10 protein-coding genes, 1 tRNA gene and 1 pseudogene are annotated in these 15,152 nt (G+C 57.0%); 3 read left to right on the top strand and 9 right to left on the bottom strand.

The window, feature by feature from the left end:
* Positions 1 to 528: 528 nt before the first annotated feature.
* The 8 genes from pnp to BM155_RS00025 form a co-directional block, all read right to left on the bottom strand.
* Positions 529 to 2,655, bottom strand: coding sequence for a polyribonucleotide nucleotidyltransferase (pnp, locus tag BM155_RS00060; RefSeq protein WP_067151847.1), 2,127 nt, complete (start codon positions 2,653 to 2,655; stop codon positions 529 to 531).
* A gap of 188 nt (positions 2,656 to 2,843) precedes the next feature.
* Complete coding sequence (gene rpsO, locus BM155_RS00055; protein ID WP_067151846.1) at positions 2,844 to 3,113, bottom strand: 30S ribosomal protein S15; 270 nt, start codon at positions 3,111 to 3,113, stop codon at positions 2,844 to 2,846.
* A 134-nt stretch (positions 3,114 to 3,247) separates the two neighbouring features.
* Positions 3,248 to 4,189 carry a tRNA pseudouridine(55) synthase TruB gene (gene truB, locus BM155_RS00050; RefSeq protein WP_067151844.1) on the bottom strand — a complete coding sequence of 314 codons (942 nt, stop codon included), beginning with the start codon at positions 4,187 to 4,189 and terminating at the stop codon, positions 3,248 to 3,250.
* Positions 4,190 to 4,192: 3 nt separating this feature from the next.
* Positions 4,193 to 4,627, bottom strand: coding sequence for a 30S ribosome-binding factor RbfA (rbfA, locus tag BM155_RS00045; protein WP_067151842.1), 435 nt, complete (start codon positions 4,625 to 4,627; stop codon positions 4,193 to 4,195).
* 148 nt (positions 4,628 to 4,775) lie between these two features.
* Positions 4,776 to 7,604, bottom strand: a complete 2,829-nt coding sequence (infB, locus tag BM155_RS00040) for a translation initiation factor IF-2 (protein ID WP_067151840.1) — start codon at positions 7,602 to 7,604, stop codon at positions 4,776 to 4,778.
* Positions 7,605 to 7,740: 136 nt separating this feature from the next.
* Positions 7,741 to 9,246 carry a transcription termination factor NusA gene (gene nusA / locus BM155_RS00035; protein WP_067151838.1) on the bottom strand — a complete coding sequence of 502 codons (1,506 nt, stop codon included), beginning with the start codon at positions 9,244 to 9,246 and terminating at the stop codon, positions 7,741 to 7,743.
* 54 nt (positions 9,247 to 9,300) lie between these two features.
* Positions 9,301 to 9,765 carry a ribosome maturation factor RimP gene (gene rimP / locus BM155_RS00030; protein ID WP_074900373.1) on the bottom strand — a complete coding sequence of 155 codons (465 nt, stop codon included), beginning with the start codon at positions 9,763 to 9,765 and terminating at the stop codon, positions 9,301 to 9,303.
* Positions 9,766 to 9,999: 234 nt separating this feature from the next.
* A tRNA-Met gene (locus tag BM155_RS00025) sits at positions 10,000 to 10,076 on the bottom strand.
* 650 nt (positions 10,077 to 10,726) lie between these two features.
* Between BM155_RS00025 and BM155_RS00020 the strand changes: the two genes are divergently transcribed.
* The gene (locus BM155_RS00020; RefSeq protein ID WP_074900371.1) at positions 10,727 to 12,823 is read left to right on the top strand and encodes a TonB-dependent receptor; all 2,097 of its coding nucleotides are present in this window, start codon (positions 10,727 to 10,729) and stop codon (positions 12,821 to 12,823) included.
* Positions 12,824 to 12,826: 3 nt separating this feature from the next.
* Positions 12,827 to 13,966: a PepSY-associated TM helix domain-containing protein gene (locus tag BM155_RS00015; protein WP_074900369.1), complete on the top strand. Its 1,140-nt coding sequence runs from the start codon at positions 12,827 to 12,829 to the stop codon at positions 13,964 to 13,966.
* A 455-nt stretch (positions 13,967 to 14,421) separates the two neighbouring features.
* Here BM155_RS00015 and BM155_RS17240 read toward each other — a convergent pair whose 3' ends face one another.
* Entirely contained in the window at positions 14,422 to 14,598 is a 177-nt protein-coding gene (locus tag BM155_RS17240; protein ID WP_175487720.1) for a hypothetical protein, read from the bottom strand.
* 219 nt (positions 14,599 to 14,817) lie between these two features.
* Here BM155_RS17240 and BM155_RS16855 point away from each other — a divergent pair.
* Positions 14,818 to 15,152: pseudogene (locus tag BM155_RS16855) on the top strand (transposase); the annotation flags it as partial.

Below are 15,152 nucleotides of genomic sequence, written 5' to 3'. Positions count from 1 at the left end.
GACTCATCTTGGCATTGGAGGACAATTAAAAAAGACAACCGTAACCACTGGTCGACAAGATAGTGAACCGAACAAAGGTCCGCTCGCCGGGCAAGTCAACATCACTCACCATAATCCCCCTTCCGTGCTCAAAACAATCCCGTACGCACTGCTCCCCCAATAAAAAAGCTTTCGCTCTTATCGCCGCGGTCTGTGGAAGAGGAAACCGGGGCGCAAACACCATTTGACGCAGTGCAGTGGGGATAATGGATTAACGCCAAGCGGCAGTATTGCGTGAACGGACCGCCCCAGCCCCAAGCGGAATATAAAAATCCTGGATCGCAGCCGCGCCAAATATCGCTAGTGTCCCCCTTTCTCCATATTGCACAAGCGTGCCAGTCGCGCCCTCTTGGCGTCAATGCTTTTTACCTAACTGTGCCGTCAATAAACCGCAGAATCACTCGTTTCCAGGCGGGAAAGATACTGCGCGCTCATAGGCAGCGCGAAAAAAAACCCGGCAATTGCCGGGTTTTTTCAGGTTCAACGGGATCAGTCTTCACCGGAGGCCTGATCCGGTGCTTCAGCCTGTTCGGCCCGATCCTGTTTGGCCTCTTTAATGGACAACTTAATGCGACCGCGCTGGTCAACATCCAATACCTTAACCAACACCTTCTGGCCTTCGCTCAGGTAATCGGTCACCGCGTTGACGCGCTCTTCTGCGATCTGGGAAATATGCACCAGACCATCCTTGCCCGGGAGGAAGTTCACAAAAGCGCCGAAGTCCACAATGCGTACTACGGTGCCCTCATAAATAGCGCCGATCTCGGCTTCCGCAGTAATCTCCTCAATACGGGTAACCGCCGCCTCCAGGCTCTCACCGTCCTCACCGAACACCTTCACAGTGCCGTCGTCCTCGATATCAATGGACGCCCCGGTTTCCTCGGTAATTGAGCGGATGGTGGCACCGCCCTTGCCGATCACATCGCGGATCTTATCCGGATGTATCTTCAGCGTGGCGTAGCGGGGCGCATTCTCATTCACTGTCGAGCGGGATTCGCCAATCACCTTGTTCATTTCCGCGAGTATATGCAGACGCGCCTGCAATGCCTGCTCGAGCGCGGTCTCCATAATCTCTTCGGTGATACCCTCGATCTTGATATCCATCTGCAGAGCGGTCACACCACTCGCCGTACCGGCCACCTTAAAGTCCATATCCCCGAGGTGGTCCTCATCGCCGAGGATATCGGTTAGTACGGCATAGCCGTCCTCTTCCTTCACCAGCCCCATTGCGATACCGGCCACTGGTGCCTTCAAAGGCACACCGGCGTCCATCAGCGCCAGGCTGGAACCGCACACGGAAGCCATGGAGCTGGAACCGTTGGACTCGGTGATCTCGGATACCACGCGCAGGGTATAAGGGAAGTCCGCCGGGTTCGGCAATACCGCCGCGATACCGCGGCGGGCCAGGCGGCCGTGACCGATTTCGCGACGACCAGTGGCGCCCACACGACCCGCTTCTCCCACGGAATACGGAGGGAAGTTGTAGTGCAGCATGAAGTAGTCTTTGCGCTCGCCTTCCAGGGCGTCGATGATCTGTGCATCACCGGTGGAACCGAGAGTCGCCACCACCAGCGCCTGGGTTTCACCGCGGGTGAACAGAGCGGAACCGTGCGCCTTGGGCAGCACGCCGACTTCGACGCTGATGGGGCGTACGGTTTTGTTGTCGCGGCCGTCGATTCGGGGTTCACCACGCACCACGGCACCGCGCACAATTTTTTTCTCCAGTTTGCCGAAGTAGGTTTTCACCAGTTCCTCGGTAACTTCTTCACTGGAGAGAGCTTCAACAGCGGCAGTGCGCAGCTCACCCAGGCGGGTGACGCGCTGCTGCTTGTTGGTGATTTTGTAGGCTTCAGCCACCTGCTCGGAAAACTGGCTTTCCAGCGCGGCTTTGAGCGCTTCGTTAACCGGCTCAGGCTGCCAGTCCCAGGCGGGCTTGCCGGCCTCTGCCTTCAGTTCTTCACAAACCCGGATAACCGCCTGCATTTCCTGGTGGGCAAAAAGCACCGCACCCAACATGATATCTTCCGGTAGTTCCTGGGCCTCGGACTCCACCATCAGCACGGCATCTTTGGTGCCGGCCACCACCATATCCAACTCGGAGGTCTTTAGCGCCTGATAACCGGGATTCAGCAGATAGCCGTCTTCCGGGGTGTAACCTACGCGCGCGGCGCCAATCGGACCGGCGAAAGGAATGCCGGAGACTGCCAACGCCGCGGAAGTGCCGATCATGGAGGCGATATCCGGGTCCATGTCCTTCTCTGCGGACAGAACAGTGGCCATCACCTGTACTTCGTTCATAAAGCCGTCGGGGAAGAGCGGGCGGATGGGGCGGTCGATCAGGCGTGAGGTCAGAGTTTCTTTTTCGGACGGGCGGCCTTCACGTTTGAAGAAACCACCGGGAATCTTACCGGCCGCGTAGGCCTTTTCCTGATAGTGCACGGACAGGGGGAAGAAGTCCTGGCCGGCTTTCACTTCTTTTGCGCCGACAACGGTACACAGGACTACGGTTTCGCCCATGGTAACCAGGGCCGCACCAGTTGCCTGACGCGCGATGCGGCCGGTCTCGATGGTGACCTGGTGCTGTCCGTACTGGAAGGTTTTGCTTACTGGATTCACTCGTTTTTTCCTATTTCCTTACGGTTGCTGGCCCATTCCAGCAACCCCTACAGTTTTCGCACTCACGGCGAAATATTAACGGGCCTGCAGCCCGTGTGCCTAGCCGAAACCAGGCGCTCCCGGCGGCCAAAACTCCAGACGCGGGGACAGATAAAAGAATGCCCGCCAGTGGCGGGCATTCCAGGGTCTTAGCGACGCAGGCCGAGTTTGGCAATCAGCTGTGCGTAGCGGTTAAGATCCTTGCGCTTCAGGTAATCCAGCAACTTGCGGCGCTGGTTTACCATGCGGATCAGACCACGGCGAGAGTGATGATCCTGTTTGTGCTCGGAGAAGTGATTCTGCAGCTTGTTGATGTTGGCGGTCAGAAGAGCCACCTGAACTTCCGGAGAGCCGGTATCGCCTTCGGATTGACCGTGTTCTTTCAAGATAGCTGCTTTCTCAGCGGCAGTCAGTGCCATAACGAATTACCTCGTCGTAATATGCTTTGATGATTCGGCTGGCCCGTGCATATTTACAGACCAGCTAGTCGCTTTGCGGCGCTAAGGCCGCCTCTGCAGAAGAGGTCCACAACCGAGACCGGTCCCAGCCCTCTCTACAAATTGCTAACTAGGCGCCGCGGGGCCACGCGACCGTCGTCGGTGATTTCCCCCACGCCCAGAAATTCGCCACTTTCGAGGAAGAGGCGCACCATATCACCTTCTTCGCCGATACGATAGACCTGCAAGTCCATTACCGGCTGCCCCTGGCGCAGATAATAACCAGAGTCATCCGGCAGGATCAGTTTGGGCAGCGCGGCGGCGGGCGCATCCACCGGTAGCAGGTGATGATCCAACTGCTCCGCTCTGCCCTCGCCGCGCTCTTCCGTGAGCGCTTCCAGAGTCACGGCGTCGGCATCGCTGAAGGGGCCCGCGGCACTTCTGTGTAGCTGGTCCACATAGGCCCCCACTCCCAGGGCCCGGCCCAGGTCTTCCGCCAGGCTGCGCACATAGGTGCCCTTGGAGCAGTGAATTTCCACCTCGGCCCGTGGCTGGGCGCCCGGGGTAAAGCTCAACAGCTCGTATTCGTAGATTTCCACATCGCGCGCCTCGCGCTTCACCTCCACGCCCTGGCGCGCCAGTTTGTACAGCGGCTGCCCCTTGTGTTTGAGCGCCGAGTACATGGACGGAACCTGCTTGATACACCCGCGGAAGGATGCCATGGCCTTGCGCACAGCCTTTTCGGTTAACCCGGAAGCGTCCCGGGTTTCGATCACATCCCCGTCGGCGTCGCCACTGGCGGTGGACATGCCGAAACAGAAAGTACTTCGGTAACGCTTGTCCGCATCCAGCAGGTACTGGGAAAACTTGGTCGCTTCGCCGAAACAAACCGGCAGTACGCCGGTGGCAAGCGGGTCCAGCGCCCCGGTGTGTCCGGCGCGATTGGCAAAGAACAGTCGTTTGGCTTTTTGCAGGGCTTCGTTGGCGGTGATACCGGCGGGCTTGTTCAGCAACAGCACACCGTGGACCTGCCGGCCCCACTTAGGTCTGCGGCCCATCGGTCAGTGACTCCCGCTATCCCCGGTATCGGAATCCGCTCCCGTGGATTTGTCTTCTTCGTCATCCTGGCGGTGTTTTTGGTCGGCTTTAACAGCCTTATCGATCAGCGCCGACAGCTGCTGACCCCGCACAGATGTTTCATCATAGATAAATTGCAGGCGTGGGATGGTGCGCATCTGAATGGTGCGCGCCAGTTGGCTGCGCAGAAAACCGGCAGCCTTGTTCAGGACATCCGTGGCCGTATTAATCTTGGCACGGTCATCCTCACCGACGAAGGTGACATATACCTTGGCCACGGAAAGATCACGACTTACTTCTACATCGTTGACATTGACCATGCCCAGACGCGGGTCGCGCACTTCCATCTGGATCAGTTGCGCCAGTTCGCGGCGCATGGCGTCTGCGACACGATCGGTACGGTGGAATTCTCTTGCCATCTGCTACCTATTTCAATGGCGGTTGGCCGGCGGGCCCGCACTGAGGCGATCGGCCACGCCGCACTTGCCTGAGGATGGATCCAAAGCGGCGGGAAAGTCAGCTTCGGGGCCTGCACGCGGCCCCTAAGTTGTCCTCCCCGCCCGGGGATTACAATTCGCGGGCGACCTTGACGATATCGTAGACTTCTATCTGGTCGCCGGGCTTGACGTCGTTGTAGTCCTTCACGCCAATACCACACTCCATGCCGTTGCGCACCTCTTGCACATCGTCCTTGAAACGGCGCAGGGATTCCAGTTCGCCCTGGAAGATCACAACATTATCGCGCAGTACGCGAATCGGCTTGTTGCGGTAGACGGTACCCTCGGTCACCATACAACCGGCGATGGCGCCGAACTTGGGTGAACGGAAAACATCGCGCACTTCGGCAATACCGACAATCTCCTCGCGCACTTCCGGCTCCAGCATACCCGACAGGGCCTGCTTCACTTCATCCAGCAGGTTGTAAATCACACTGTAATAGCGGATTTCCACGCTTTCCTGTTCAGCCAGTTTGCGCGCCGCGGAGTCCGCCCGGGTATTAAATCCGATAACGATTGCGCCGGCGGTCAACGCCAGGTTGATGTCGTTCTCGGCGATGCCGCCGACACCGCTGGATACCACATTGACAGAGACTTCCTCGTTGCCGATATCCGCCAACGCGCCCAGGATTGCCTCCAGGGATCCGCGCACGTCGGCCTTGATCACTACCGGCAGCACTTTTTTCTCGCCGGCTTCCATATCGGCAAACATATTCTCCAGCTTGGCAGCCTGCTGGCGTTGCATGCGCTCGCGGCGCTCGCGCTCGGCGCGCTGCTCAGCCACTTCACGGGCCTTGCGTTCATCCGCCACCACGAGGAAGTCGTCACCAGCATTGGGCGTGGTATCCAGGCCCAGCAGCTCCACAGGCGTGGACGGGCCAGCCTCCTTGACCTTCTGGCCAAGCTCATTGGTCATAGCGCGCACGCGGCCGTAGCTCTGGCCTGCCAGCACGATATCGCCGCGTCTCAGCTCACCGTTTTGCACCAGCAGAGTCGCGACCACGCCGCGGCCCTTCTCCAGGCGGGATTCGATCACCACGCCGGTGGCGGGAACGCCCACCTTGGCCTTCAACTCCAGTATCTCCGCCTGCAGGGACACCGCTTCCAGCAGCTCGTCGATACCCTGACCGGTGTGCGCGGATACATTGACGAACTGAATATCGCCGCCCCAATCCTCGGGGATCACGTCTTTTGCCGCCAGCTCGTTCTTAACTCGATCTGGGTCCGCGGCTTCCTTGTCGCATTTGTTGATGGCGACCACCAGTGGCACGCCGGCTGCGCGGGCGTGATTGATCGCCTCTTCGGTCTGCGGCATAACGCCGTCATCGGCGGCCACCACCAGGATCACCACGTCGGTGGCCTGAGCGCCACGGGCGCGCATAGCGGTAAAGGCGGCGTGCCCAGGCGTATCCAGGAAGGTGATCTCGCCGTGGCTGGTTTTCACCCGGTAGGCACCGATGTGCTGGGTAATGCCACCGGCTTCACCAGAGGCCACTTTGGTCTTGCGGATATAGTCCAGCAGCGAAGTCTTGCCGTGGTCCACATGGCCCATCACGGTTACTACCGGCGCGCGGGAAACCTCTTTGCCCTCGACCGCCTGGGCCTCCTCGATCAGGCTCTCTTCCAACTGGGTCTCGGACACCAGAACCACCTTGTGGCCCATTTCCTCGACGATCAGCTGTGCCGTATCGCGATCCAAACTTTGATTGATGGTGACCATCTCGCCCATTTTCATCAGGCGCTTGATCAGCTCTCCGGCCTTGATATTCATCTGCTTGGCCAGCTCACCGACGGTGATGGTTTCACCCAACTGTACTTCGTACACCTGCTTTCCTGTCGGCTTCTTGAAGCCGTGTGTGGGTTTAATCTTGATTGCCGGGCGCGACAGCGAGCGAGTGCTGCGCTTTTCCGCCTCGTCTTCTTCAAAGGCTTCCAGCGCCTGCTCATAGAGTGCCGTGCGGCTGGTTTTCTTCGGGCCGGATTTTGCGCGGCGACCGCGGCGTTTGCGCGGCTCTCCACCATCGCGCTCGTCCTCCGTCACTTCCTGCTTGCGGCGCAGGGAGGGCTTGGCGGTTTCCTCGGCCCTAGCTTTTTCCTTTTCTTTTTCCTTTTCCTTCTTCTCTTGCTCGGCGCGCGCACGCTCCGCTTCCAGGCGGGCTTTTTTCTCTTCCAGCTCGCGCTGTTCCTGCTCCGCCTGCTGCCGGCGCCTTTCCATGGCCGCAATACGCATTGCCTCTATGTCGTCCACATAACTAGTGCGGACCGGAGCCGCGGGCTTTTTGGGGGGCTTGTCGGCCTTTTCCTCTTTCTCTTCACCCTTTTCTTCCGCCGGCGCTTCGGGCTCAGCTTTTTTCTCTTCGGGCTCCTCCGCTGGCTTCTCTTCAGGCTCTTCTACGACCTTTTCCGCAGCTTTCTTTTCTTCCTCTGCCGCAGCGGCTTCCTCCGCCTCGCGGGCCGCCTTGGCCTCGGCTTCAGCGCGAGCGCGCTCCGCCGCTGCCTGCTCGGCGCGCGCCTTCTCTAAAGCGGCCTGCTCGGCCAGGGCCTTCTCCAGCTCCGCCTTGGCCGCGGCCTGTTTGGCAGCCTCGGCCTCCAACTCTGCCTGCGGGCGCTTCACATAGGTGCGTTTCTTGCGTACTTCCACATTCACCGTCTTGCGACCGGCGCCAGAGCCGGTTTTCAGAGTGGTGGTGGTCTTGCGCTTCAAGGTGATCTTGCGCGGGCTGGCGCCCTGCTCCCCGTGACTACTTTTCAGGAAATTGAGCAGGACCTGTTTTTCCTCGTCCGACACCACCGCATCCGCGCTAGTGTGGGGCAAACCCGCTTCCTTCATCTGCTTGAGCAGACGATCCTCGGTGGCTCCAACCGATTTGGCGAGTTCGCTAACTGTTACTTCGGCCATTCTCTCTCCTAAAAGTCTCGATCGGCGGGGTCTATTCTATCGGTTTCCAAGCAGCTCTCGTGGAGCCTGCCCCGCCGGCAATACATTTTGCGCCCATCATACCGCCAGCGGGGGGTGTCCCTCAGGACTCTTGCAATTATTCTGTAGTTTCGCCGCTGTCATCGGCAAACCAAGGTTCACGCGCTTTCATAATTAACGCTGCCGCGCGCTCCTGGTCCATACCTTCGATGTCCAGCAGATCGTCCACGGCCTGCTCAGCCAAATCGTCCATGGTGGCAATACCGCGGCTAGCCAGCAAGTAGGCCAAGTGGCGATCCATACCCTCCATATTCAACAGGTCTGCCTGGGGTTCGGCGGCATCCAGCTGCTCCTCCGAGGCCAGGGCCTGGGTTAACAGGGCATCTTTGGCACGGGCACGCAGTTCCTCGGCAATTTCCTCGTCGAAACCATCGATGGCGAGCATTTCCTCGATGGGGACGTAGGCCACTTCCTCCAGTGTGGTGAAGCCTTCCTCCACCAATACACCGGCAACATCTTCGTCAATATCCAGGCGATCCATAAAGGTCTGCATAATGTCGCTGGATTCTGCTTCCTGCTTGGCCTGCCACTCTTCAATGCTCATCACATTGATTTGCCAGCGGGTAAGCTCCGACGCCAAACGCACATTCTGGCCGCTGCGGCCGATCGCCATAGCCAGATTTTCCTCGGCTACCGCCACGTCCATGGAGCCCGCATCCTCATCCACAACGATGGACTCGATCTCCGCCGGCGCCATGGCATTGATAACAAACTGGGCCGGGTTTTCGTCCCACAACACAATGTCCACACGCTCGCCGGACAGTTCGTTGGACACCGCCTGCACGCGGGCGCCGCGCATACCGACACAGGCGCCCACAGGATCGATACGGCCATCGTTGGTGGTCACGGCTATCTTGGCGCGCAGCCCCGGATCGCGGGCAGCACCTTTTATTTCGATCACCTGTTCGGCGATCTCCGGCACTTCGATGCGGAACAGCTCGATCAGCATCTCCGGGCAGGAGCGGCTCAGCATCAGCTGCGGGCCCCTCGCTTCCGGCTGGATTTCCTTCAGAATGGCGCGCACCCGGTCACCGAGACGGAAAATTTCACGGCCAACCAGCTGATCGCGCGGCAAGCGCGCTTCGGCATTATTCCCCAAATCGACGGCGATAAAGTCGCGCGTCACCTTTTTTACAGTGCCATTGACCAATTCGCCGACGCGGTCGCGATACTCCTCAACCACTTTGGCGCGTTCGGCCTCGCGCACCTTCTGCACGATCACCTGCTTGGCGGTCTGCGCCGCAATGCGACCGAATTCGACGTTCTCCACTTTTTCGCGGTAGATGTCGCCGGCCTTCAGTTCGGGATCCTTTTCGTGCGCCTCTTCCAATGTAAACTGAGTACCCAGTTCGGCCAGGGTATCGTCATCCACCACTTCCCAGCTGCGGAAGGTCTCATAGTCACCTGTCCTGCGATCGATGATGACCTCGATAGTGGAATCCTCGTCGTAGCGTTTTTTGGTGGCCGTTGCCAGTGCCGCCTCGATGGCCTGGAAAATGACTTCCCGGTCCACGCCCTTCTCGTTGGATACCGCCTCGGCTACCAGCAAGATCTCTTTGTTCATGCAGCTGTGCCTCTAAATCGCCTGCTTCAGGCTCCTAACAGGTTATTTGACAAATCACTTGGTAAATTGGGGGATGACATTTGCCTTCTCGATACTGTCGATCGGCAAAAGGTATTCGTTCTCACTGTCCACGCGCAGCACTACTTCGTCGCCCTCGACACCGACCAGCAAGCCGCGCCACTTGCGCTGGCCATCCAGCGGCATGCGCAGGCGCACTTCTATCTGGGCGCCAGCAAAGCGCTGGTAGTGCGCCAGTTTATACAGCGGTCTGTCCAGACCCGGGGAAGAGACCTCCAGGATGTACTTGCCGCTGATAGGGTCTTCCACGTCCAGCACCGCGCTCACCTGGCGACTGACTTTCTCACAGTCTTCCACGGTGACACCATCTTCAGAATCGATATAGATGCGCAGCAGAGCATTGCGGCTGTGCGTCTGGTATTCGATACCCCACAATTCACAGCCCAGGGACGCCACCACTGGCGCAAGAAGCTCTTCCAACTGTTCGCGCTTACCCGCCATTCAGTCTCCACACAAATCGGCAGGGACTGCCGATTCGCTCAGCCATCGGCCGCCCCGAAAGGGGTGAAGTGCAAAATGCACTCCACAAAAACAAAAAATGGGCCAGCGGCCCACTTCGAGTCGGTATCTGCCTGTTTCCCGCAGATACGAAAAAGCCCCTGACCGGGGCTTTGACCGCCTGCGGGAGCGAGCCCTGCTCGCGAATGCCTGCCCGGCAGGCTCCCACAGCAAATTTGGTAGCGGGGGCAGGATTTGAACCTACGACCTTCGGGTTATGAGCCCGACGAGCTACCAGGCTGCTCCACCCCGCAACAACTCTGGAAAACGAAGCCTGGTTTTCTTCGTTTTCCTGCGGTGGGTCACCCCAACCGCTTGAGAGGCTGCGCATTCTAGAGGTGACACTCCGGTGAGTCAACCCTCAGTTGGCATTTATTTTTACGCGGTTCCGATTCGGGAACTTCTGACTAATTCTCCCTCAAGATTTAATGTCCCCAGCAAGCGGGTAATTAGGGAACCTCTGATTAATTCGCGTGGACACTATGGTAGCTTCCGGGGCGCTCAGGCAATAGGACGGACATTTCGAAATCGCCGAATACGGGGCCGAGAGCCACAGCGGTTAACTTGTGCATTTTCAAAATGCCGCCCCATTACCGCCCCCCCCTTACTAACTGCTGGCCTGACACCTATCAGGCAGGGTTTCTTTATTAGGCGAAAAGAGAACTGACAGAAGACCCAATGAGCAGTATAGAAGGATGCGGGAAAGCAGCCACCCAACCCCACACCACAACATTGATAAGCATTATCATTTACCTTAGTATCCGCCCAATTCGCAACTTCCCCCAGGAAGGAGCCTCTTTAAATAACCGGGAAACCATTACTCAACCACAGCGTTCACGCGGGTTAATCGGATTTCCCAAACGAGCTCCTCTCCTGCTCAAATGCCAATCCGAGAGTACCGAACATGCGCAGCACAAAACTCACTTTGACGTTGGCCATCACCTTCGCCGCCACAGCGGCCCTGGCAGAAGATAGGCGGATTGAAGAAGAAATCGTCGTCACCGCCAGTCGCACGGAGAAACCGCTATCCAGCATTCCCAACACCGTGACCCTAATTGACGGACAGGAGCTAAAGCAGCAGATGGGGGTCACTAACGACTTATCCACCATTCTCGGCAATTTGATTCCCAGCTTCTCCCCTAGCCGCCAGAAAATGACCAGCTCCGGCGAGAGTCTGCGCGGACGCAAGCCACTGTATTTGATCGACGGCGTACCTCAATCCAACCCACTGCGCAATGGCGGCCGGGACGGCCACACTATAGATCCGCTGATGCTGGAACGGGTGGAAGTCATTCACGGCGCCAATGCCATCCACGGTATGGGTGCATCCGGCGGGATCATCAACCTTGTGACCCGTACTCCCAGCGAAGAATTCCAACAGAGCCTGCGAATCGATTCCTCTCTACAAACTGAGTCAGTAAGCGACACCCTGGGCTATGGCGGCAGCTACAGTATCTCCGGCAAAGTGGACGCCGTGGATGTTTTGGCCAGCGTGAGCTACCGCGATAGCGGTATCAACTACGACGCCAACGGCGAAATTGTCGGCTTCGACAATACCCAAGGCGATACCATGGACAGCGACTCCATCAATGCCTTCATCAAGACCGGCTACAGCTGGGGCGACCAGCGGGTACAACTGACTTTCAACCACTATCTGATAGAGGGAAATAACAACTGGCTGAGCGTTGACGGCGATATCGACGCGGGCATCCCGACTACAGCCATAGAGGCGGACGTACCGGGTAAATCACCATCCAACGAAGTCACCACCATTAACTTGCAATACACCGACGAAAACATTTTGGGGCACAAACTGCGTACCCAAATCTTTGTGCAGGATTTCGCCGGCACCTACGGAGGCACGCCGAGCAGCACCTTCCAAGATCCCGCCTATGGGGATTTAGTGTTCGACCAATCCCAGAACAACTCGGAAAAACACGGCCTGAAGCTGACCTTGATCAAAGATGGTATTGCTGGCGCACCGGTGAGTATCGCTTACGGTGTCGACCTTCTGGAAGATGAGACTTGGCAGCAGTTGATCCTGACCGGACGCGCCTGGGTGCCACCCACCCAGTACGAGAGCATTGCCCCCTACGTTCAAGCGGAATTCTCAGGGGGCGACCGCCTTACCATCACTGCCGGTGTGCGCCACGAAATTTCCGAACTCAAAGTAGACGATTTCACCACACTCTACTCATACAACGGTGGTCAATTTGTCAAAGGCGGCAATCCAGAGTTTAGTGAGACGCTCGGAAATATCGGCGCCACCTATACCATCAATCACGCCTGGCGCATCTATGCCAACTACTCTGAAGGCTTCTCCATGCCCGACGTCGGACGGGTACTGCGCGGCATCGACCAACCCGACCAGGACGTGGAAAGCTTTTTGGACCTCCAACCCATCCTGACTCAAAACGAAGAATTCGGCATTGAGTTCAATTCGGAAAAATTTGCCGCCCAGCTGGCCTATTACACGTCTGACTCCGACTTCGGACAACGGCTGGCGCTGGGCAGTGACGGTATTTACAGCGTCAAGCGCGAGCAGACCGAAATCGACGGCGTGGAGTTACGTGGGCAATGGTTCGCCACCGACAGCGACATACTTGAAACCCGATACGCATACACCGAAGGTCGTTACGACTCCGATGCCGACGGCAAAGTGGATACCGACCTGGATGGCCGCAATATCGCCCCCAACCGCATCAACCTAAGCTGGGTACGCAATTGGAATGAAGTATTTAGCACTCGCCTGCAGGCCAACTGGTTACTGGACCGCGACTTTGAAAACAAAGCCGGCGAAGTAACTGCGAAGTTCGACGGGTACACCATCATTGACGCAAGCGCGCAACTAGAAGCACTGGGTGGCGAGTTTTCAATGGGTATCCAGAACCTGACAAACGAAGACTACTTCACCTATTACTCCCAGACCGCGGGCAATGATATCCGCAACTTCAAGGGCTTAGGCCGCAACGTGAATCTGTCTTACTCCAAGGTTTTCTGACCCGTGAGACGCGTTTTTTTCATTTTGCACAAATACGCAGGCCTGACCTTGGGCCTGCTGCTTTCAGTTATTGGAATTACCGGCAGTCTACTGGTATTCGATCACGCGCTGGATGAAAAACTCGCACCGGAAACCGTCACCTTCAAACCCTCACAACATCCGGCCAGCTACACGGAGATACTCGCCGCAGCGCAGGCGGCAGTCCCCGGCAACCCGGAGCCCACCCGCCTGATGACACCGCGTCAACCCGGCAGTCCATTTGTAGTCCGCTTCCCAAACCCCGAGGGTGCCCCCGGCCCTATTGAAGTCAGCGTTTCTCCCACCGATGCGGAAGTGTTGGCAGTGCGCGGCTGGGGCGAGTACCCCATGACCTGGATATACCGCCTGCACTACACGCTGCTAGCCGGCGACACTGGCAAAAAAATTGTCGGTTTTATGGGAATTGCACTAATACTTTTCTGCATCAGCGGCCTGGCGATCTGGTGGCCGCGCCCAAGCAGAAACGGAAAGCGCTGGAAACGCGCCTTTACCATCAAACGCGATGGCAACCGCTTCCGCTTTTATTTCGATATCCACAAAGTATTTGGAATCTACCTACTACCAGTGTTACTCGTGATCGCCTTTTCGGGAGTTACCATTGTATTTCCCCTGCAGGTGGAAAAACTGGTGGGCTGGGTAATGCCACTGGAGCCGCGTGGCGTCTGGGGCCAATCGGAAAGTACCGGAGCTCCGCCACTAGACCCGGACAGTGCCGTCGCCATAGGTCGAAAGATTTTTCCACAAGGTGAGTTAAAACGCATCTACCTCCCCCTCGATGCCAGTGATAGCTATGGGCTAACCTTCAGGCAAGATGGCGAACCCTGGACCAATCACGGCACCAGCTTTATACGTATCGACCAGTACAGTGGCAATATTCTCATGGTATATGATTTCAACGAACTACCCGCCGGAAACCAGTTTCTCGCCTGGCAGTTTCCGCTGCACAATGGCGATGCCCTGGGGTTGTTCGGGCGCTGGCTAGTGCTGATCGCTGGTCTGTCGCCAGCACTACTATTCACTACCGGCATCTATCTATGGTGGAAAAAGCGGCGGCCAACCAAACTGACTAAGCGCTCCGTTATTGCTTTATTCACATCGAGCTGACCCCGACACAAACAGCGATATAACTTGCACCTGCACACATTACACCCGCTTTTTCCTCCACCCACCTCTTTCCCGGAGAGCGCTACTCTCACGTTTCAAACCTGATCGTTACTTAACAGGGGGCCAAAGATTCAATACACCTTCTCTTTGCCCAGGAAGGGTAAGGGGGTACGACCGCACCCACCTCAAAGACACTGAACGGGTTCTCCCGCGCAACCGATTTACTGCGTTGATAACCGCCTGAAAGAAAGTAATTGCAGAGCCTTGAGGGAGATCAATGTTTAAACTATAGGCGGCATGGTCAAGTAAAAGCGGACATCCCGTTAAGCTAGGTCCCGTTTACACAAATTGTTATATAGTTTGCGTAATGGAATTCACAAAGCAACAATTCAAAATAATTGAATACTTACTGCCAATCCCTCTTGGCAGCGTGAAAAATATCTAAGCTGCGGCTCTTAAATGCCATTCTCTACGTGGCTGAGCATGGCTGTAATTGGCTCGCCCAGCCTAAATGGTTCAGTCGCCGACATAGTATCTAAATGCAAGCGAATCGATGAACCAAGCAGGGTGTATTGGATCGGGTATTTCTTGCGCTTCAAGAAAATGACGTGATTAATATTCAGGTTGATCATGTTTCCCCAATTCCACGGCTATAAAAGTACATCCAGGCGGCACAGACACATTAAAAAAGCGGTCATCAATATATCGGCAAATCACGAGGAGGATGGCCATCAAAATTCATATGGTTGCAGCAATCCACAATAGCGCCGTAGCGTTTTCTCTTTCTCCAGGGCAAGCGCGCGATGCTCCAGAAGGGAGAATACTATGGCTGGGAAGGAACCAAAGTGACCATGGATATGGCCTATGAAGGAGATAAAACTCGACAGTTGGTATTTGCCCCTGGAATGGAATCCCTTGTTCCATGGCAGCTCCTGGAAGCGAAGATCGAGCCCTTCTCCCCCCCCCAAGGACGGGCGCGGCCGCCAGCCGTACCCACTACGGGTCATGTTGCGAATCCATTGCATGCAACTGTTCTACAACCTCAGTGATCCCGCAATGGAAGACTCACTCTACGAGATTGAGTCTATGCGCCATTTTGCGGGATTGACGCTGACAGACCGAATTCCGGATGAAACCACCATTCTCAACTTCCGCCACTTGCTTGAACAGCACCAGCTTGGTCGCC

It is taken from the genome of Microbulbifer thermotolerans (assembly GCF_900112305.1).
GTDB lineage: Bacteria > Pseudomonadota > Gammaproteobacteria > Pseudomonadales > Cellvibrionaceae > Microbulbifer > Microbulbifer thermotolerans.
The sequence above is the reverse complement of the archived record's forward strand: the minus strand, read 5'-3'. Positions and strand labels throughout refer to the sequence as shown.

Bases quoted from the DNA above. Each gene is read 5' to 3' on its own strand.
- truB (WP_067151844.1), bottom strand. From the start codon at position 4,189: ATGGGCCGCAGACCTAAGTGGGGCCGGCAGGTCCACGGTGTGCTGTTG.
- rimP (WP_074900373.1), bottom strand. From the start codon at position 9,765: ATGGCGGGTAAGCGCGAACAGTTGGAAGAGCTTCTTGCGCCAGTGGTG.
- BM155_RS00020 (WP_074900371.1), top strand. From the start codon at position 10,727: ATGCGCAGCACAAAACTCACTTTGACGTTGGCCATCACCTTCGCCGCC.
- rpsO (WP_067151846.1), bottom strand. From the start codon at position 3,113: ATGGCACTGACTGCCGCTGAGAAAGCAGCTATCTTGAAAGAACACGGT.
- BM155_RS17240 (WP_175487720.1), bottom strand. From the start codon at position 14,598: ATGATCAACCTGAATATTAATCACGTCATTTTCTTGAAGCGCAAGAAA.
- rbfA (WP_067151842.1), bottom strand. From the start codon at position 4,627: ATGGCAAGAGAATTCCACCGTACCGATCGTGTCGCAGACGCCATGCGC.
- infB (WP_067151840.1), bottom strand. From the start codon at position 7,604: ATGGCCGAAGTAACAGTTAGCGAACTCGCCAAATCGGTTGGAGCCACC.
- nusA (WP_067151838.1), bottom strand. From the start codon at position 9,246: ATGAACAAAGAGATCTTGCTGGTAGCCGAGGCGGTATCCAACGAGAAG.